Genomic DNA, 18,728 nt, shown 5'->3' with positions numbered 1-18,728 from the left:
ACGAATGGTCCTCGTCTAACCCTGGCCGTGTGCGGTAGTTCCGGCGATGCGCGCCGGGCCTGTGGATCCATGGACGCTCAGCGCCATAGGCCGAAGCGCTCCCATTCCTCCTCAGGGATCTCGTCGCCGATCTCGAAGGTGAGCGCCAGCGCCTTGAGATGGTCCGGGGCGAGTTCGCAGGCGAAGCTGAAGCGGAACCACCGGCCCTTGGACCGAAATGCGCCCCCGTCCCCGCTCACCGAATCGTCCGCGATGGCCGGGCGCGTCACCGCATCGACCATGACGCGGTCGACGCCCGGGTAATCCCTGTTGCCGCGCATGTCCCGCGCCATGCGGATGTCGCAGACCTGCATCATCCGGGTCTTGGGCTCGAGCCGCATCAGCCCCTTCTCGGCGCTGCCGGCCGCTTGCGCGGACGAGCCGAGGCCGGCGGCCAGGACGAACAGGAGCGTGTGACACAGACGTGCGCGAAGAAGGCGTGGGTGGATCGGGGGCATGGACTCGCGGGCTGGGGCGTTGGGCGGGATGGATCCTGCGGCCGAACGGCCGGGGAAGTGCGATGGAGGCATGGCTTTAGGCCGACCGCGCCTGAGGCCGAAGCGCTAAGTCGGGAGCCGCGATATGCGGTGAGGGAATGGCCCACCCATGATGTGGACACAATTTGCGTCCTGGCGCGTTTTCGTGGACCCTATCCGTCCCAGCCGGCGGTATCGGGCGAGAGGTGGACGCAACGTCATGAAGCAGGACCTGGATATGACCCTGCCCGAGACCGGATCCGAAAGGACCGGCCTAACCGCGCGCCTTCTCATCGGCGGCGCGGTTCTGTGCGTGGTGGCGTCGGGGTTGCTGCTGTGGGCGGCTCAGGGTCCCGTCGTCTTCAACGACATGGTGGTGTCGGCCCTCGCCTGGTGCTTCTGAAGCCGTCCGGTCCGTGAGGTGCGGGCATGGCCGTGGCTGGTCTTGTGCCAGTGGAACGGCGACAGCACCAGCTCGAAGAGCGCCCGCCACGCCGCCACGCTGACGAGGCCGTAATAGAGCGGCAGAAGCGGCACCCAGGGCAGGAGCCGCAGCAGCCTGCGGCGCTTGATCCCCAGGAGCGCCGGAGCCAGCATCCCGATCAGGCCGAGGACGAACAGTTCCAGGCTCAGAAGCTGCCAGAGGGTGAGCGCGCCTTCCGGGGTGGGAGCGTTCCAAGCATAGAGGCACAGGGCCGTGAAGATCGGATAGCCGAGGGCACTGGCGACCGTGCCGGCCGTGACCAGCACCGCGCCGGCGAAGCGCCAGAAGCCCAGTTCCCGCAGCGCGTGTCCGGGATGGCGGGAATGGCAGATGCAGGTTTGCATGAAGCCCTTCATCCATCGGGTTCGCTGTCGCATCCATTCGCCGAGCCTGGCCGGTGCCTCTTCGAGGGTCTGGGAGGGCAGATCCCCGACCCGGTAGCCCAGCCGCGCGAGACGGATGCCGAGATCCGCGTCCTCCGTCACGTTCCAGGCGTCCCAACCTCCGATGGCCCGCAGGGCTTCCATGCGAAAGTGATTCGACGTCCCGCCGAGGAGGACCGGCGCTCCGATCCCGATCAGTCCCGGATTGATGACGTCGAACAGGGACGCGTATTCGATGGTGAAAAGTCGGGTGAGGGCCGAATCCCCCGTATTGTCGATGCTGAGCCTCGCCTGCAGGCAGGCGACCTCGGGTGGGGACCGGGCAAAGAGGCTGGCGGCGAGCCGGAGCTGGTTCGGGTCCGGTACGTCCTCGGCGTCGTAGAGCACCACCAGGTCGCCCCACGCGAAAGGCAGGGCCAGATTGAGCGCGCGGGGCTTGGTCCGGGGCGCGCCCGGCGGCGCCACGAGAATGCTGACGAAACCGGGCAGGCGCATGGCCTCCAGGGCGGCGAGCGTGTCCGGGTCGTCGGCCTCCAGGACGAGTTTGATGTCGAGCTTGGCGGCCGGATAACGCAAAGCCGCCAGGGCGGCCACGAGCTGAGGCAGGATCGTCCGCTCGCGATAGAGCGCCACGATCACCGTGTAGACCGGCAGCCGCCCTTCATCCACGAAGGCCCGTCCGTCGGGCTCGACCCGGCTGGCCAGGAGAAGTGTCGCGAGGCGCAGGCAGACGGCGGAGAAGAACAGGCTCCCGGACAGGCCCGCCAGGATCCCGAGCCCCAGGCCCGTCTCGCCCACGACGGAAAAGGACGCGCCGAAGCTCAGGCCCGCGAGGGCGCCGATCTGCCAGGACGAGCTGCCGTCCCGCGACGAATGCGAGGGCGCTCGGTCGGGCAGGTCGTTGGCGGCCCGATAGGCCAGGACCGCGCCCTTTGCGCGAAGGGTCGCCTTCGCGAAACGATCCGGGGTGGTGAGCGCGAGCCCTGCGCCGGACGGCCGCAGGCGCCGGAGCACATCGATCTGCCGCCCGCGCGGGGCCACGACGAACCCACCTCCGGCAAGCGGCGCCAGACCGAGCCCGACGGCCTCCGTCGCGACCGTTGCCCCCGAGAGGCGAGGATCAATCAGGAAGGGGAGGCGAAGATCGCGGGCCAGGGCGCGGTAGAAGACGTCCGGCTCGACATGCCCGTTGGCCAGGAGCACCTGATCCGGCGAGACGTTCGCCAGCGCGGCCTGCGCCATCACGGCCCGGAGCAGGCGGGGCGGGACGCCGTGAGCCGCGAGGAAGCCGAGCTCGCCCGGGAGGACGCGTGGGTGCGATGGGCCGGCTTGACCGTGACGCGTCAACGGGGATAGCTCCCGCCGGGAAGTCGAGATGCAGGCACGAGGACCGTCGGTGGTTGGAATTGCGAATGTTATTATATTCGTGTCGCGCTTTGTGGGCCGGATCAAGTGGAATCTGATCCCGGCGGTTGCGCTTCTGGTCCTGCTGCCCGGGTCTGCGGTTGCGCAGGGGGTGGCGATCCCGAATTTCTGGGACCCGCGGGCCGCCATGGACAAGCCCGACCTCACGGGCTTCAGGCCTGTCCGGTTTCTGGTGGACGACGACTTCCCGCCCCTGGCCTTCGTGGGGCCCGACGGCAACCCGACCGGCTTCTCCATCGAGCTATCCCGGGCCTTGTGCGAGAAACTGGCTTTGACCTGCACGCTTCAGGTGCGCCGCTTCAACATGCTCCTCGATGCCCTGGCGGACCGCCAAGGGGATGTGGTGGCGGCCGGGTTTCCGATCTCGGCGGCCCTGCGGCAGCGCTTTCTCGTCACCAATCCCTACTTCAAGATCCCGGCCCGGTTCGCGGCCCGCAAGGACCGGCGACAGCCCGAGCCCACCGCGGGCGCCCTCGCGGGCAAGACCGTCGGGGTGCTCGGCGGCACGGCCCACGAGGCCTACCTCAAGGCCTTCCTGCCAGGGGCGACCCTCAAGGCCTTCGACACGCTTCCCAATGCCCAGGCGGCCCTGAAGGCCGGGGAGGTGGACTACCTGTTCGCGGACGGTCTCAACCTCTCGCTCTGGCTCGGAGGGGTCGAATCCGCCGATTGCTGCGCCTTTGTCGGCGGGCCCTACCTGGAGAGCCGGTTCTTCGGGGAGGGGATCGGCCTCGTCGTCCGCCAGGACGACGAGGTGCTGCGGCGAGCTCTCGATTACGGGCTGCAGCAGCTCTGGAAGGACGGCAAATACGCCGAGCTTTACCTGCGGTTCTTCCCGGTCAGCCCGTTCTGAGCCGGCCCGTGGCAAGGGCGGGCCGGGCTGCTTCGAAACGCGCGCAGGCCGTCTCCCCGAAGGGCATTCCCCTTTCGGGATCGATGCTCTAGATCTGGTCCCCCTGATGTGGAATCAGCTCATCGCTTTGTTTCACCGCCACTTTTGAAGGCGAACGGGATCCACCCCATAGAAACATCGCTCTCGTGTCCCGCGCTTTCCCAAGCCGCAATCACCAGCCGGAATCATGCCTCAGTCCCTCTCCATCGATCCAGCCCTCGTCGAAGCCGCCCAGACCGCCAATGCGTGGCCGTTCGAGGAGGCGCGCAAGCTCATCGAACGCCTGAGGAAGACCGGCAAGAAGGAAGTCCTGTTCGAGACCGGCTACGGACCCTCGGGCCTGCCGCATATCGGCACCTTCGGCGAGGTGGCCCGCACCACCATGGTGCGCAATGCCTTCCGGGTGCTGACCGGCGACACGGTCCCGACGAAGCTCTATGCCTTCTCCGACGACATGGACGGGTTGCGCAAAGTCCCCGACAACGTGCCGAACAAGGAGCTTCTGGCCCAGTCCCTCGGCAAGCCGCTGACCCAGGTGCCGGACCCCTTCGGCACCCATGAGAGCTTCGCGCACCACAACAACGCGAAGCTTCGCGAGTTCCTGGACGCTTTCGGCTTCGACTACGAGTTCCTGTCGGCTACCGAGTGCTACAGGTCCGGCCGCTTCGACCGGGCCCTGCTGACGGTGCTGGAACGGTACGACGCCGTCATGGCGATCATGCTGCCCTCGCTCCGGGAGGAGCGGCGCCAGACCTACTCGCCCTTCCTGCCGGTGCACCCGAAGACCGGGATCGTGATGCAGGTGCCGCTCGAGGAGCGCAATCTCGATGCGGGCACCATCGTGTGGCGGGATCCCGAGACCGGCGAGCGCTTCGAGACCCCGGTGACCGGCGGCCACGCCAAGCTGCAATGGAAGCCGGACTGGGCGATGCGCTGGGTCGCGCTGGGCGTCGATTACGAGATGGCCGGGAAGGACCTGATCGACAGCGTGAAGCTCTCGGGCGAGATCGCCAAGGCCCTGGGCGGCCTGCCGCCGGAGGGGTTCAACTACGAGCTGTTCCTCGACGAGAAAGGCCAGAAGATCTCCAAGTCGAAGGGCAACGGCCTCACCATCGAGGAATGGCTGGCCTACGGCACGCCCGATAGCCTCGGCCTGTTCATGTTCAACAAGCCGCGCGAGGCCAAGCGCCTGTATTTCGACGTCATCCCGCGCCAGGTGGACGACTACCTGACCTTCCTGGAGAAGTACCCGGCCCAGGATATGAAGATGCGCCTGTCGAACCCGGTCTGGCATCTGCACGGCGGCCATCCGCCCGCGGCGGAGCTCGTCTCGTCGCAAGGCAGCAATCATGGCGGAACGACGATCTCGTTCTCCATGCTGCTCAACCTCGTGGCGGTGGCCAATTCCGAGGAGCCCACCGTGCTCTGGGGCTTCATCCGCCGCTACGCGCCGGGGGTCTCGCCGGACACCCACCCGCGCCTCGACAGCCTCGTGAGGAACGCGATCCGCTATTTCACGGATTTCGTGAAGCCCCAGAAGGCCTACCGCCCCGCCGACGAGGTCGAAGCCGCGTCCCTGCGCCGCCTGAGCGACGTCCTGGCGGGTTTCGAGACGGGCGAGAAGGCCGTGACGGCGGAGGCCATCCAGGACGAGATCTACAATGTGGGCCGGGCCGAGCCCCGCTATCAGGACTTCAAGGCCAAGGGCGCCACGCCCGAACGGCCCGGCGTGTCCATCGAGTGGTTCAACACGATCTACCAGGTGCTGCTGGGCGAGGCGCGGGGTCCTCGCTTCGGCTCGTTCGTGGCGCTCTACGGCGTGGCGGAAACCCGCGCCCTGATCGATAAGGCCCTGTCAGGCGGGCTCGTGCGGGAGCATGAGGAGTTTCTGGCGAAGCGGAGCGCCGGGCGCGCGGCCTGACCTCAGAGCCGCGCCCACATCACGCGGGCGATCCACGCGATGTCGCCTGCCGGGACCGCCTGCTCGTCGGCGCCCGGCGACGCCGTCACGTCCACGGACTCGGCGCTGCGCCGCACGAACTCCCCCGCCAGAAGGCCGCCGCCGGTCCTGCGAATGACGACCCGGTCGCCCCGGCCCGGCGAGGCGGCGGGCGACACGATCAGCACATTGCCGTCCCGGTAGAGGGGCGCCAGATCGCCGCCGCGCACTTCAAGGGCGAAGGCTTGCTCGGACCCCAGATTCGGGAACGAAAAGGTCTGCCAGTCCGGGCCGGCTGGGGGCTGGCCGGGCTGAGGCAGCGTCACGTTTCCGGCCCGCTCGGTGCTGGTCATGGGGATCGACGGCGCTCCGGACGCGGAGGCCGGGTCCACCAGCCGCAGGAAGTCTTCCAGGCTGGCGCCCGTGGCCTGCAGGATCTTGGAGATCGACTCCGTGGACGGCCATCGGTCCCGGCCCTCAGGACTCGTTCGCTTGGACTTGTTGAAGCTCGTCGCATCGAGGCCTGCCTTGCGGGCCAGTCCGGATGCGGTCATGCCGTAGCGCGATGCCAGGGCATCGATGGCGGCCCAAACGCGGTCGTGAGACAACATGGCTATGAACCTTCAACGTTGCCGGACACATGGGAATAGAACCCGCACCCTAGGAAATTAAGGCCGTTTGCGATTGGCTTCAACGGCTTCGGACGAAAAGGTTTCCAAAAGGCTCGTGACGGCGACTTATCGTCCAATGACCGGTTGCTCCCGCGAAACTGCCCAGCTACTCACGAAGGATGACTCATATCTACAAGATCTGTTCCGTGGCCCTTTGGGGGGAGGCGGAGAAGGCGGGCGTATTCCGGGGCGCTCCGGTCGACCTCCAGGATGGGTTCGTACATTTCTCCACCGCCGCCCAGCTGGGCGAGACCGCCGACAAGCACTTTGCCGGGCAGACGGATCTCGTCCTCGCGGCGATCGAGGCGGAGGCCCTCGGGCCGGCGTTGAAATACGAGCCCTCGCGGGGCGGGGACCTGTTCCCGCACCTCTACGGCCCGTTGCCGCTCTCCGCCGTGCGATGGGTCAGGCCGCTCCCGGTCGGGCCTGACGGCCGCCACGTCCTGCCGGACCTCACCGCATGATCGGCGCCCTCTTCCCCCTCGCCAAGCCGCTTCTCCACGCGCTCGATCCGGAGACGGCCCACCAGATGACGATCCGGGGCCTGTCGTTGCTCCCGCCCGGGCCCGTCCCGGCGGACGATCCCCGCCTGGGGGTCGATCTGTTCGGGAAGCGCTTCACCAACCCGGTCGGGTTGGCGCCAGGCTTCGATAAACAGTGCGAGGTGCCGGATCAGCTCCTGGCCCTCGGCTTCGGGTTCGTGGAGCTGGGCGGTGTCGTGCCCAAGGCCCAGCCCGGCAACCCCCGGCCCCGGGTGTTCCGGCTGCCGCGGGACGGGGCCATCATCAACCGGTTCGGCCTGAACAGCGACGGCCTCGCGGCAGCACGCCGGCGTCTCGAGAGCCGCCGCGGCAGGCCCGGCACGGTCGGGGTGAACATCGGCGCCAACAAGGACTCGACGGATCGGATCGCCGATTACGTGCAATGCGTTCGCGAGCTATGCGGCCTGGCGGACTTCCTCACGATCAACGTGTCGTCACCCAACACGCCGGGCTTGCGCGATCTCCAGGGCGAGGCCTTTCTAGACGACCTCCTGGCCCGATGCATCGAGGCGCGGGACGGAGCCGATGCCGGGGCGTCGGCCCGGACGGCCATTTTCCTCAAGATCGCCCCCGACATCGCCCTGGACGGCCTGGACGCCATGCTGGCGACGGCCCTCAAGCGGCGCATCGATGCCGTGATCGTGTCCAACACCACCGTGGCCCGGCCCGCGAGCCTGCGGGAAACCGACCTCGCCCGGGAGACCGGCGGCCTGTCGGGAGCCCCGCTTTTCGGTCCCTCGACGCGGCTCCTGGCCGAAGCCTACTTGCGGGTGGGGCGGGACTTGCCCCTGATCGGGGTGGGCGGCATCGACTCGCCGCAGGCCGCCCTGACGAAGATCCGCGCGGGCGCGAGCCTGCTGCAGTTGTATTCGGCCTTGATCTATCAAGGCCCGGGCCTGATCCCTCGCATCAAGGCGGGTATTCTCGACGAGGTTGCCCGAACCGGCGCGAGCCTGGCCTCCCTGATCGGAAGCGAGGCCCAAGCCCTGGCGGGACGCTGACGCCCTCCGGGGGCTCGACCGAAAGATGATCCGGATCGCCCCCTCAATGGATCATTTGTATCGGTGAAACGCTTAACAACCGGAAGCTGTTGGGCTTAAGGTCGGCGCGGCAAACGGCGGGATCACCATTGGCATACACGGGACGGATCAAACCTCAGGCGTCGGGACCTGCCGATGCCGGCGCGTAGGGAGCGCAACAGCGTCGACACCCGCCAGGTCATCCTGGAATACAGCGTCGCGATCATTCTGGCCGCCGGCGTGGCCCTGCTCCAGTATGAGACGAATTTCCTGTCCCGGCTCTACGCCGTGACGTTCGCCTTTGCGGACTGGCACCTACCGGAGATCTTCCGCGCCGGAATGGCGGCCTGCCTCGTCTTCGCGGTTCTCGGGGTGCGCAGGGCGTACCGCCTTCGCCTGGAGATGCGACGGCGCATCGCCGCCGAGAGCCAAGCCCTGGAACTCGCCCGGCATGATCCCTTGACGGGCCTGCCCAACCGCCGGAAGTTTTCCGAGGAGCTGAGCGCCACCGTCGAGCACGCCCTCGACTATCACATCGGGGTCGCGGTGCTGCTCTTCGACCTCGACCACTTCAAGCCGATCAACGACCTGCACGGCCACGGCGCCGGCGACACGGTCCTGATCGAGATCGCCGAGCGCCTGCGCCGCCTGGCGGGCCCGAACGACCACATCGCCCGGCTGGGCGGCGACGAGTTCGCGCTCGTGGCAGCGACCAACGACGACGACGCCACCGCCATCCGCCTTGCCCAGCGGGTCATCAGCGCCCTGACGCAGCCCGTTCCCATTGGCCACACGCACGCTCAGGTGAGCGTTTCGATCGGCATCGCCATCTGCCCGGCGGACGGCAAGGATCCGGAGACGCTGATCCACGCGGCCGACCTTGCCATGCACCGGGCCAAGCAGGAGGGAAGCGGCAAGTACCGGTTCTTCGAGGAGAGTATGGACGCGGAGATGCGGGACCGCGCCGTCATCGAGCAGGAGCTGAAAGTCGCGATCCAGGGCGGCGAGATCGTGCCCTATTTCCAGCCCATCGTGGCCCTCGACACCGGACGCCTGAGAGGGTTCGAGATCCTGGCGCGCTGGGAGCATCCGCTCAAAGGCACGCGTCAGCCGGGAGAGTTCATTCCCGTCGCGGAGGATACGGGCCAGATCTCCGCCATGTCCTATGGCCTCCTGCGCCAGGCCTGCCAGGATGCGCGGGTTTGGCCCAACCACTTCACCCTGTCGCTCAACGTGTCCCCCTGCCAGCTCGAGGAGCGGTCCTTCCCGCATGAAATCCTCCGGATCCTCGACGACATGGCCTTTCCGCCCGACCGCCTCATCATCGAAATCACGGAAGCCGCCCTCGTGAAGGACCTCGGCACCGCCAAGGAGGTGCTCGACACCCTGAAGACGCATGGAATCAAGGTCGAGCTGGACGATTTCGGCATCGGCTATTCGAGCCTCTACCACCTGCGGGAACTGGCTCTCGACGCCATCAAGATCGACCGGTCCTTCATCGAATCCCTGCGCCAGAACGCCGAGGCCCGCAAGATCCTCGGAGCCATCATCAATCTGGGCAACACCCTCGACCTCGGCACCGTGGCGGAGGGCATCGAGGACGAGGAGGATGCCCGGCTGGTGACGGACCTGGGCTGTCGCTTCGGCCAGGGCTATTTCTACGGCCGGCCCGCTTCGGCCGTGGAAGCGGAGAGGCTGGCCCGCGAGGAGGTTCTGGCCGCGGCCCAAGAGTAGGGCGAAACGGGGAAAGGGTCAGACCCGCTCAAGGCCTCCGAACGTCCGCCGCGTCAGCCGTGGGGCCAGCAGCGCCTGTCCGAGGCCACGCGTGCTCAGGAAGATCAGCAGCGCGATCCAGAGGCCCGTATTGCCGAGGCTGCCGGCAACGCTCACGAAAGCCGCAAAGGCCGCGAGCGCGGCCAGCATCAGGTTGCGCATGGCGGCCGTCCAGGTCGCGCCCGCATAGATTCCGTCGAAGGCGAAGGCGGCCGCGCCGAACAGCGGCGTCAGCGCCGCGAAGGGCAGGTACTGCCGGGCGAACGCCCTGACCTCCAGGTTGGTGGAGACGAAGTCGATGAAATGCGCGCCCCCGACGAGCAGGATCATCGAGGCCGCGAGCCCGAAACCGATGCTCCACCCCACGCTCAAGCGCACGGCCCGGCGAAAGGCGGTCTCGTCCCGAGCTCCCACGCTCTGGCCGCACAGGGTTTCGGCCGCCGTCGCAAAGCCGTCGAGAAAGTAGCTCCCCACCAGGAACATGTTGTAGAGCACCGCATTCGCGGCCAGCGTCACGTCTCCGGCCCGCGCGCCCTTGGCCGTGAAGACCGCGAAGGCCAGCATCAGCGCCATGGTGCGGATCATCACGTCGCGGTTGACCGCGAGCGTGCGCAGCATGGCGGCGCGGTCGAACACCCGCGCGCGCCCCACCCGGAACGGCCTCGATCCCAGGCGCCGCAAGGCCAAGAGGCCCAGCGCCGTCCCGACCATCTCGGCCAGCGCGGTGCCCACCGCCGCGCCCGCGATGCCGTAGCCGAGGCCGAGCACGAAGAGGCTCGTCAGGGCAATGTTCACGACGTTGATCGCCACCTGCAGCAGCAACCCCACATCCGTGCGACCCCGCCCGAGGGTGGAGCCCAGGATGGCGTAGTTCGCCAGGGTGAACGGCGCCGCCCAGATCCGCAGGCCGAAATAGACGCCGAGGGCCTGCGTGACGCTCTCGCTCGCTCCCGCCAGCGGAAAAGCGACGGCGGCGAGGGGCCATTGCAGGGCGATCAGCGCGAGGCCGATGAGGCCTGCGATGACCAGGGCGCGGGCCAGCGCGATGTCCACCTCCCGGTCGTCGCCGGCGCCCGTCGCCTGGGCCGTCAGGCCGGCGGTGGACATGCGCAGGGCCCCAAAGCTCCAGAACACGAAATCGAAGATCACTGCCCCTAGCGCCACAGCCCCCAGCAGGTGCGCCTCCCCCAGGCGTCCGATGACCGTGGCGTCCACCAGCCCCAAGAGCGGCGTCGTCACATGGGCGAGCGTCATCGGGATCGCGAGCAGGAGCAGGCGACGGTGGGAGACCTCGATGCGGCGCAGGGGCGGACGAATGTCCATGAGGCCCGTCAGCGACGGCTGAACAGGCGGGACAGGAGCCAGAGCGGGATCACGATCACGGCCCCGTACAGAATCCATAGGCCGACCTGCTGCACCGTCTCGAAGCTGATGTCCAGGACCGAGCGGATCCAGTTGAACAGGCCCTCGATCAGCCCGAACGGCGTGATGTCGAGATAATAGAGAAAGGCCCCCACGAGCAGCGACAGGAAGATCAGCTTCGCCAGCACGGAGCCGGGGGAACCCCCGAGAAATCTGTTCATGTTCGACAAGGCATGTCCTCTGCAGGGCCCGCGGTCTGGACCTCGGCTTCAACGCGTGCTTCATCGCAAGGGTCCCGTCCGTTTGCAACCGAGCCCGCGATGATCGATCCCGCTTCCTTCGACCCCGCCGCCGTGAGCGACGAGATCCGCCGCCAGAATGCCGATATCGTGGCCAAGCTGTCGGGTCTGCCGGATGTCTGGTCGGTTCCGGCCTCCGTGGTGCGGGAGCGCAGGGCGCAGGGGCTCGGACCCTTCCCGCCCATGCCGCTGAGCCGGAGGGTGAGGGACATGGCCATCGACGGGCCGGCTGGCCCGATCCCCTTGCGGGTGATCGCCCCCGCCAACCCGAGCGGCGCCTACCTGCATATCCATGGCGGCGGCTGGACCTGGGGCACGGCGGACGAGCAGGACCCCTGGCTCGACCGGCTGGCGGATGCTTGCAATCTCGCCGTGGTGTCGGTGGAATACCGGCTCGCGCCCGAGCATCCCTACCCGGCCGCCCCGGACGATTGCGAGGCGGCCGCGCTCTGGCTCGTTCGCGAGGCCAAATCCCTCTTCGGAACGGATCGGCTCTTCATCGGCGGCGAATCGGCCGGCGCGCATCTGTCGGCCGTCACCCTGCTGAGGCTGCGCGACCGACATGGCCTCACCCCCTTCCGGGGCGCGAACCTGTTCGCCGGCTGCTACGATCTGACCCTGACGCCCAGTGTGCGGAACTGGGGTGACGAGAAGCTGATCCTGAACAGCCGGGACGTGCGCATGTTCGCGGAGAATTTCTGCGGCCCCGACCGGGACCGCCGGTTCCCCGACGTGTCGCCGCTCTACGCCGACCTCACGGGCCTTCCGCCCGCCCTGTTCTCGGTGGGCACGAGGGATCTTCTCCTGGACGACACCCTCTTCATGGCCTCGCGCTGGACGGCCGCCCGAAATGCCGCGGACCTCGCACTCTGGCCCGGCGGCTGCCACGTTTTCATCCGCTTCGACAGCGCTCTGAGCGAGGCGGCGCTGGCGCGGATCGACGGGTTCATTCAGGGGCTTTGAGGCCTGACCCTCTCATTACAGCCTCACCCTGAGGAGCCGCGAAGCGGCGTCTCGAAGGGTCGTCCAGATCACACCGGAAGCGCTCCGCTGGAGCCATCCTTCGAGACGAATTGCTGTGCAATTCCCTCAGGATGAGGTGGAGGCGAATGTTGGAGGTGGGATGAAAACTACAGGACGCTCAGTCCGCGCCAGCTGGGGAGGGGCGCTGGGTGACGCCGATCTTCGAGGCGGCGATCACGGCCTGGGTGCGGCTGTCGACGCCGAGCTTGTCGAGGATCGCCGAGACGTGGGCCTTCACGGTCGCCTCTGAGACGTTCAGCTCGTAGGCGATCTGCTTGTTGAGCAAGCCCTCGGACAGCATGGTCAGCACGCGCACCTGCTGGGGCGTGAGGGTGCCGAGGCGGCGCACCAGGTCGGCGGTTTCCTTGTCCTCGGCGGCGTTCAGGTCCACGTCGGGCGGCGTCCAGGTATCGCCCGCCAGAACGGCCTCGATGGCGCCGCCGATGCTGTCGATGTCGATGGATTTGGGGATGAAGCCCGAGGCGCCGAAATCCATGGCCCGGCGGATCACCGTGGGCTCCTCCGTGGCGGACACGATCACCACCGGCAGTTCCGGGTGCTGGGCCCGGAGCGACATGAGGCCCGAGAAGCCCTGCACGCCCGGCATGGTCAGGTCGAGGAGGATGAGGTCGACGTCGCGCTCGCTGCCCAGGAGGGCGTTCAGCTCCTCCATGCCGTTGGCTTCCACGACGCGGGCCTTGGGCATCACCGATCCGATTGCCTGGCGCAGGGCGCCACGGAACAAGGGATGGTCGTCGGCAATCACGATGGTCGTGCTGGTCTGGCTCTGCACCCTGTACTCTCCCGCCCGGCTCCTCAGCCTTAGCCGGAAGTCTTATAAGAGATCAAGAAGCGCGAAAAGACCACGCGCATTCTCGTCTGGCGTGCTTAACGGCGCACCCCTTATGCGCCCAGGAGATGAAGGATGATTTCCCGCCGGTGCGGGCGGTCCCGGTGCTCCACGACGTAGAGGCCCTGCCAGGTGCCGAGCACCATCTGCCCCTCCAGCACCGGAACGCCCAGGGAGGCGCCGGTGAGCATGGCCCGGATATGCGCCGGCATGTCGTCCGGCCCCTCGGCCCGGTGGACATATCCTGAATCCCGAGGCGCGAGACGGTCGAGGGCCGTGGCAAGGTCGCGCCTGACGTCGGGGTCGGCGTTCTCCTGGATCGTCAGGGAGGCGGAGGTGTGGCGGCAGAACACGGTGAGCACACCCTGGAGAATGCCCGTCTCCAGGACCCAGCGAGCCACCGGCTCCGTGATCTCGGTGAAGCCAGGACCCGTGGTGTCGACCGCGAGGCGGGCGGTCGCCTGCTGGGTGACGCTGCCCTCGCTCAAGGGTTCGACGGTAGAGCGTTTCATGGGGCATCCTTTGGCTGTGCGGTCCCCTCGACAGGCGTGCCCTCCAAGGGGTGGACCTCCTTCTCGCCCCGTTCGAGGATCTTCTCCAGGGTCTCGATCCGGTCGGCCTCGGCCGAGGGCTTGTCCCAGCGGATGCGGCTGATGCGGGGAAATCGCATGGCGACGCCCGATTTGTGCCGGGTCGAGCGCTGCAGCCCTTCGAAGGCCACCTCCAGCACGAGGCCCCGGTCCCGCCCGTATTCCACCTCCCGCACCGGCCCGAAACGGTTGACCGTATGGTTGCGGACATAGCGGTCGAGCTTGACCAGCTCCTCGTCCGTGAACCCGTGATAGGCCTTGCCCACCGGCACCAGCTCCTCGCCGTTGGGGCCATCACGCCAGACCCCGAACGTATAATCCGAATAGAAGGACGAGCGCTTCCCGTGGCCGCGCTGGCCGTACATCATCACGGCGTCCACGATGTAGGGGTCTCGCTTCCACTTGTACCAGTACCCCTTGGGCCGCCCCGGCAGGTAGGGGCTGTCGGCCCGCTTGATCATGCAGCCCTCGATGGCGTCCGCATCGGGGCCGGCGCCTACCGAGGCCGGATCGGCCCGGGCCGCCTCCAACTCGTCCCAGGAGGTGAACGCCACCATGGGGGAGAGGTCGATGCGGGGATCGTTCAGGCGGGCGACGAAGGCTTCGAGACGCTTGCGGCGTTCCGCGAAGGGCAGGGCGCGCAGGTCTTCCTCGCCCTCGGCCAGGATGTCGTAGACCCGCAGGTGCGCCGGGAATTCGTCGATGAGCTTGGGCGTCACGGCCTTTCGGTTCAGGCGTTGCTGGAGCACGTTGAAGGTCTGGACCCGGCCTTCGCGGACGATGAGCAGTTCCCCGTCGATGGCGCCGTCGAAGGCGAGCGCCTCCACGAGGTCGGGGAAAGCGCGGCTCACATCCTCGCCGGTGCGGGAATAGATGCGCCGCACCGGTCGCCCGTCCGAGGCATGGCCCGAGACGGCCTGGAGCCGGATGCCGTCCCATTTCCACTCGCCGAGGAAGTCCCGCGCATCGAGCTTGGGGAAATCTTCGTCCTCGAGAGGATGAGACAGCATGGGTGGGCGAAACGGAGCCGGATTGCCCGATTCCGGCTTCTCGCCCCGGCCTTCGACCCAGGCGAACAGGTTCTCGTAAGGAGCCTCCAGCCCGTGCCAAATCAGCTCCACCTCGTCGGCCTCCATCCCGCCGAGCTGCGCCACGGCGGTCTTGGCGAGCCGGGCCGAGACGCCCACGCGCAATTCCCGCGTGATGAGCTTCAGCAGCGCCCAGCGGCCCTCCTCGTCGAGAGCGTCGAGCCAAGCCGTCAGCTTGGCCGGGAGATCGCTCTTGCTCGTCGTCGCGAGGGTCTCGACCACCTCGGAGATGCTGGGCACGTGGGGCGGCGGGTTGTTGTGGCCCATGGCGGGCGCACCGAAATCCCCTCCCTCCTTGTGGGGGAGGGGGGGCCGCGATAGTGGCCGGGAGGGGGGTATGGCGCCAACGGTCAGATCGTCCAACCCGGTCGACCCGTGGGCACCCCCCTCTCCATCTCTCCCCCACAAGGGTGGAGAGGGCCTGTCGTGCTGGTTTGGCCTAGCTTCGTTGACTTGGGAATGCGGCGCAGGCCAGATCAGCGCCACCGTCTCGGCCAGGTCGCCCACGTAGTGATACGACATCCGGAACAGCACCGGGTCGACCCGCTCCTCCACGAGGCCCCGGATCAGCCCGGCCTTGGCCTCCTTGAACATGAGCGCGCCGGTCATGGCCGCCAGCGCGTAGCCCCGGTCGGGGTCGGGGGTATGCCGGAAGTAGTCGACGAGCAGCCGTAGCTTCGCGTTCCGGCGCGGCTCGTACATGACCCGGTCGAGGAGGGCGGCGAAGCGGTTCATGGGGAGCTATCCTCCCCTTGAGGGGGAGGATCGGCCAAAGGCCGAGGTGGGGTGGGAACCGCGACCTCATCAGCGCTGGCGCTTCCCACCCCACCCCGGATCGCTGACGCGCTCCGACCCTCCCCCTCGAGGGGAGGGTGGGCTGGCGGCTCCACGGGAGGGTGCGCCGTCTCATCCGGCTCCGCCTCGCCCTCGTCGCCGTAGCCCAGCATGTGCAGGGGCCGCGCCTGGATGCCCTGGGTCGTGCACCAATGGACGAGGGCGTCCTCCTGGCCGTGGGTCACCCAGACCTCGCCCGCTCCGGTTTCCACGATGGTGCGGCACAGGTCGTCCCAGTCGGAATGGTCGGAGATCACGAGAGGCAGCTCCACGCCCTTCTGGCGGGCGCGGGCGCGCACCTGCATCCAGCCGGACGCGAAACAAGTGACGGGGTCGGGGAACCGGCGCGACCACAGGTCCTGGATCGAGGAGGGCGGGCAGAGCACGATGGCGCCCGCAAGCTTGGAGCGCTCCGCCGCCACGACCTTGGGCGTCTCGCCCAAGGGCACGCCTTCGCTCTTGTAGAGTTCGGTCAGCCGTTCCATGGCGCCATGGAGATGGATCGGCTTGTCGTAGCCCTCCTCCCGCAGCAGGGCCATGACCCTCTGGGCCTTGCCCAACGCATAGGCCCCGACGATATGGGCGCGTTCGGGAAACAGAGCCACGGAATCGAGGAGCTTGCGCACCTCGTCGCGGGTGTCGGGGTGGCGGAACACCGGCAGGCCGAAGGTCGCCTCCGTGATGAACACGTCGCAGGGGACTACCTCGTAGGGCAGGCAGGTCGGGTCCTCGGCGCGCTTGTAGTCGCCCGAGACCACGACGCGGGTGCCGCCCGCCTCGATGGAGATCTGAGCCGAGCCGAGCACGTGACCCGCAGGCGTGAAGCGCACGGTCACGTCGCCGAGCTTTGCGCTTTCGCCGAGCGCCGCCTCCTGCGTCGTGGCCGCGAAATCCTCGCCGTAGCGCACGCCCATGATCCGCAAGGTTTCCCGGGTCGCCATCACGGCCCGGTGGCCGGCCCGGGCATGGTCCGAGTGGCCGTGGGTGATGAGCGCCCGCTTCACGGGGCGGATCGGATCGATGTGGAAGTCGCCGAGGGGGCAATAGAGCCCTTGCGGGGTCTGGGTCAGGATGTCGGTCGAACGCAGGGCCATGGGTTTCGGATATAGGGTCTGCCGGAGCGATGTCAGGGAGGGGGAAAGCCGCCCGTTGACAGGTCGTTCCCGCTCGCGCATCGACGGCGCCATGGTATCCTCGTCCGCTCTCAGAACCTCCGGCGACCTCATCGCCGACCGCCGCTACGAATACGCCCGCGGCGCCTTCGACGAGCGGGATTTCGAGGCCACGGCCGACTTGGCCCGCCAGGTCTTGGAGCTCGTGCCCTTTTTCGCTCCGGCCCAGGCGCTTCTCGGGCGCTCGCTGATGGAGCTCGGCCATCGTGAGGAAGCAATCGAGGCCCTGCGTCAGGCCCTGTCGCTCGAGCCGGACGATGCCCTCGGCGTGCGGCTCGATCTGGCGAGGCTCGGTGCCCTCCCGGCTGGCGAGGCCATCAGCGGCGGCTACGTGCGGGCGCTCTTCGACGAATACGCGCCGCGCTTCGACGGGCACCTGACGGGGCCACTCTCCTATCGCGGGCCGGAGCTGATCGCGGACGCCCTCCGCCGCGCGTGCCACGAGCGCATGCGGCCCCATCGCTTCGGCCTCACCCTCGACCTCGGCTGCGGCACCGGCCTCATGGGGCGGGCGCTTTCGGGCGTCGCCTCGCCCCTGGAAGGGATCGACCTATCCCCGCGCATGCTGGATCAGGCCCGCAAGACCCATCTCTACGACGCCCTGCACGAGGCCGACCTGGTCTCCTTCCTGGCGGGCCGTCCGGACGGGGAGGCTGACCTCGCCATCGCGGCGGACGTGTTCGTCTACATGGCGGGCCTGGAGGCGGCTTTCGCTGGGGCTTACCGCGTCCTGCGCCCGGAGGGCTTCTTCGCCTTCACGGTCCAGGCCTTCGACGGGGAGGGCTTCTCCCTCGGGGAGGATGCCCGCTACGCCCACAGCGAGACCTATCTGCGCTGGCTTGCGGCCACGACGGGGTTCTCCGTCGTGGTGCTGGACGCCGTGTCGACCCGGCGGGACCGGGATATGGCGGTGCCGGGCTATCTCGCGGTTCTCGAACGCTAGGCGGCTTCGGGCTTCGAGGGGTGCGGCGCGCTCTCGTAGCAGCCCATGACCGATTGATCGAAATCGATCACGGAACCCGTCATCATCCCAGATTCGGCGCTCGCCAGGAAGGCGACGGAGCGGGCGACCTCGTCCGGCTCCAGCAGGCGGCCGAAGGGTTGGCTCTCCATGGCCTCGTCGAGCCAGCCGTCCTGGGCCCCGTGGAAGGTGCGCATGATCCGGTCCTCGCCGGGGGTGTTCATCCACCCGATGTTGAGGGCGTTCACGCGGATGCGCCACGGCATGAGGCTGAAGGCGGCGTTCTTGGTGAGCGTCGCGAGCGCGCCCTTCGAGCCGCTATAGGCCGTGATGAAGGGCTGGCCGCCATGGGCCGACATGGACAGGATGTTGACCATGCGGCCCTCGATCCGCTCCCGCCGCATGATCTTGGCGGCGTCCTGCATCAGGAAGAACGGCGCCCGCACGTTCACGGCGAACATCCGGTCGAAGAGTTCGGGGCTGGTGTCGAAGATCGTGCCCCGGTCCGTGATGCCCGCCGCGTTGACCAGGACGTCGACCCGGCCGAAGACCTCGTCCGCCCGCGCCGCCACAGCCCGCGCCTGGTCCACGTTCGCGAGGTCGGCCCGGACGAACTCCGTGCGGCAGCCTTGCCCCGAGAGTTCCCGGGCGACCGCCTCGCCACGCTCGGCGTTGCGGCCGCAGATGACGAGGCCCGCGGCTCCCCGCGCGGCGAAGCGGCGGGCGATGGCCTCGCCGAGGCCCTGGGTGCCTCCCGTGACGACCGCGATAGTGTTGTTCAGGGATGAGAGCGCTTCCGGCATTGTATGGGTTCTTTGTTATGACGATCGAGGTCGGCAGGGTGAGCCCTGTTTCAGGAGTGGGCAAGGCCGGAGCCGCGCTTGCCCACATCGATCAAAGCGCCCG

18 protein-coding genes are annotated in these 18,728 nt (G+C 68.1%); 8 read left to right on the top strand and 10 right to left on the bottom strand.

Annotation, left to right across the window (positions count from 1 at the left end; genetic code table 11):
* Positions 1-77: 77 nt before the first annotated feature.
* On the bottom strand, positions 78-569 hold the full coding sequence (locus ILT42_RS02990; protein ID WP_204213829.1) for a DUF930 domain-containing protein: 492 nt from the start codon (positions 567-569) through the stop codon (positions 78-80).
* Positions 570-645: 76 nt separating this feature from the next.
* Here ILT42_RS02990 and ILT42_RS02985 point away from each other — a divergent pair, with 76 nt between their 5' ends.
* Positions 646-918 (top strand): hypothetical protein, encoded by a 273-nt coding sequence (locus ILT42_RS02985; protein WP_204213828.1) that lies wholly within the window; start codon positions 646-648, stop codon positions 916-918.
* Here ILT42_RS02985 and ILT42_RS02980 read toward each other — a convergent pair.
* Complete coding sequence (locus ILT42_RS02980) at positions 861-2,729, bottom strand: glycosyltransferase family 2 protein (RefSeq protein ID WP_204213827.1); 1,869 nt, start codon at positions 2,727-2,729, stop codon at positions 861-863. The two genes, ILT42_RS02985 and ILT42_RS02980, sit on opposite strands and share 58 nt — an antisense overlap.
* A gap of 79 nt (positions 2,730-2,808) precedes the next feature.
* Between ILT42_RS02980 and ILT42_RS02975 the strand changes: the two genes are divergently transcribed.
* Together ILT42_RS02975 and ILT42_RS02970 are read left to right on the top strand one after the other, a co-directional pair.
* The gene (locus tag ILT42_RS02975; RefSeq protein ID WP_204213826.1) at positions 2,809-3,660 is read left to right on the top strand and encodes a transporter substrate-binding domain-containing protein; all 852 of its coding nucleotides are present in this window, start codon (positions 2,809-2,811) and stop codon (positions 3,658-3,660) included.
* A gap of 226 nt (positions 3,661-3,886) precedes the next feature.
* Positions 3,887-5,620 carry a lysine--tRNA ligase gene (locus ILT42_RS02970; RefSeq protein WP_204213825.1) on the top strand — a complete coding sequence of 578 codons (1,734 nt, stop codon included), beginning with the start codon at positions 3,887-3,889 and terminating at the stop codon, positions 5,618-5,620.
* A gap of 2 nt (positions 5,621-5,622) precedes the next feature.
* Here the strand turns inward: ILT42_RS02970 and ILT42_RS02965 are convergent, their stop codons facing one another.
* A complete protein-coding gene (locus ILT42_RS02965; protein ID WP_204213824.1) occupies positions 5,623-6,249 on the bottom strand; it encodes a S24 family peptidase in 627 nt (208 codons plus the stop codon).
* Between the two features lie 179 nt (positions 6,250-6,428).
* Between ILT42_RS02965 and ILT42_RS02960 the strand changes: the two genes are divergently transcribed.
* The 3 genes from ILT42_RS02960 to ILT42_RS02950 all read left to right on the top strand — a co-directional run bounded on the left by ILT42_RS02960 (position 6,429) and on the right by ILT42_RS02950 (position 9,604).
* Positions 6,429-6,773 (top strand): DUF952 domain-containing protein, encoded by a 345-nt coding sequence (locus ILT42_RS02960; protein ID WP_229428329.1) that lies wholly within the window; start codon positions 6,429-6,431, stop codon positions 6,771-6,773.
* Entirely contained in the window at positions 6,770-7,852 is a 1,083-nt protein-coding gene (locus ILT42_RS02955) for a quinone-dependent dihydroorotate dehydrogenase (protein WP_204213822.1), read from the top strand. The genes ILT42_RS02960 and ILT42_RS02955 overlap by 4 nt, the downstream gene beginning before the upstream one ends.
* 174 nt (positions 7,853-8,026) lie before the next feature.
* Positions 8,027-9,604: a putative bifunctional diguanylate cyclase/phosphodiesterase gene (locus ILT42_RS02950; RefSeq protein WP_204213821.1), complete on the top strand. Its 1,578-nt coding sequence runs from the start codon at positions 8,027-8,029 to the stop codon at positions 9,602-9,604.
* A gap of 18 nt (positions 9,605-9,622) precedes the next feature.
* Here the strand turns inward: ILT42_RS02950 and ILT42_RS02945 are convergent, their stop codons facing one another.
* Positions 9,623-10,966: an MATE family efflux transporter gene (locus ILT42_RS02945; protein ID WP_204213820.1), complete on the bottom strand. Its 1,344-nt coding sequence runs from the start codon at positions 10,964-10,966 to the stop codon at positions 9,623-9,625.
* 8 nt (positions 10,967-10,974) lie between these two features.
* A complete protein-coding gene (locus tag ILT42_RS02940) occupies positions 10,975-11,226 on the bottom strand; it encodes a DUF6460 domain-containing protein (protein WP_204213819.1) in 252 nt (83 codons plus the stop codon).
* Between the two features lie 99 nt (positions 11,227-11,325).
* Here ILT42_RS02940 and ILT42_RS02935 point away from each other — a divergent pair, with 99 nt between their 5' ends.
* Positions 11,326-12,267, top strand: coding sequence for an alpha/beta hydrolase (locus ILT42_RS02935; protein WP_204213818.1), 942 nt, complete (start codon positions 11,326-11,328; stop codon positions 12,265-12,267).
* Positions 12,268-12,445: 178 nt separating this feature from the next.
* Here ILT42_RS02935 and ILT42_RS02930 read toward each other — a convergent pair whose 3' ends face one another.
* From ILT42_RS02930 to ILT42_RS02915, 4 genes are all read right to left on the bottom strand, one after another.
* Positions 12,446-13,120 carry a response regulator transcription factor gene (locus ILT42_RS02930; protein ID WP_324617691.1) on the bottom strand — a complete coding sequence of 225 codons (675 nt, stop codon included), beginning with the start codon at positions 13,118-13,120 and terminating at the stop codon, positions 12,446-12,448.
* 110 nt (positions 13,121-13,230) lie between these two features.
* On the bottom strand, positions 13,231-13,689 hold the full coding sequence (locus tag ILT42_RS02925; protein WP_204213817.1) for a secondary thiamine-phosphate synthase enzyme YjbQ: 459 nt from the start codon (positions 13,687-13,689) through the stop codon (positions 13,231-13,233).
* Entirely contained in the window at positions 13,686-15,590 is a 1,905-nt protein-coding gene (locus ILT42_RS02920; protein WP_204213816.1) for a cisplatin damage response ATP-dependent DNA ligase, read from the bottom strand. The genes ILT42_RS02925 and ILT42_RS02920 overlap by 4 nt, the downstream gene beginning before the upstream one ends.
* Positions 15,587-16,783 (bottom strand): ligase-associated DNA damage response exonuclease, encoded by a 1,197-nt coding sequence (locus ILT42_RS02915; RefSeq protein WP_204213815.1) that lies wholly within the window; start codon positions 16,781-16,783, stop codon positions 15,587-15,589. Before ILT42_RS02915 ends, ILT42_RS02920 begins: the two co-directional genes overlap by 4 nt.
* A 55-nt stretch (positions 16,784-16,838) precedes the next feature.
* On the opposite strand from ILT42_RS02915, the gene ILT42_RS02910 reads away from it, so the two are divergent.
* The gene (locus tag ILT42_RS02910; protein WP_204213814.1) at positions 16,839-17,804 is read left to right on the top strand and encodes a class I SAM-dependent DNA methyltransferase; all 966 of its coding nucleotides are present in this window, start codon (positions 16,839-16,841) and stop codon (positions 17,802-17,804) included.
* On the opposite strand, the gene ILT42_RS02905 is transcribed toward ILT42_RS02910, so the two are convergent.
* Positions 17,801-18,625: an SDR family oxidoreductase gene (locus tag ILT42_RS02905; protein ID WP_204213813.1), complete on the bottom strand. Its 825-nt coding sequence runs from the start codon at positions 18,623-18,625 to the stop codon at positions 17,801-17,803. The two genes, ILT42_RS02910 and ILT42_RS02905, sit on opposite strands and share 4 nt — an antisense overlap.
* Positions 18,626-18,728: the final 103 nt, after the last annotated feature.

This window comes from Microvirga pudoricolor (assembly GCF_016892705.1).
In the GTDB taxonomy this organism is placed as follows: Bacteria; Pseudomonadota; Alphaproteobacteria; order Rhizobiales; family Beijerinckiaceae; genus Microvirga; species Microvirga pudoricolor.
Note: the sequence above shows the minus strand (reverse complement) of the source record. Positions and strands in the feature narration are given on the sequence as shown.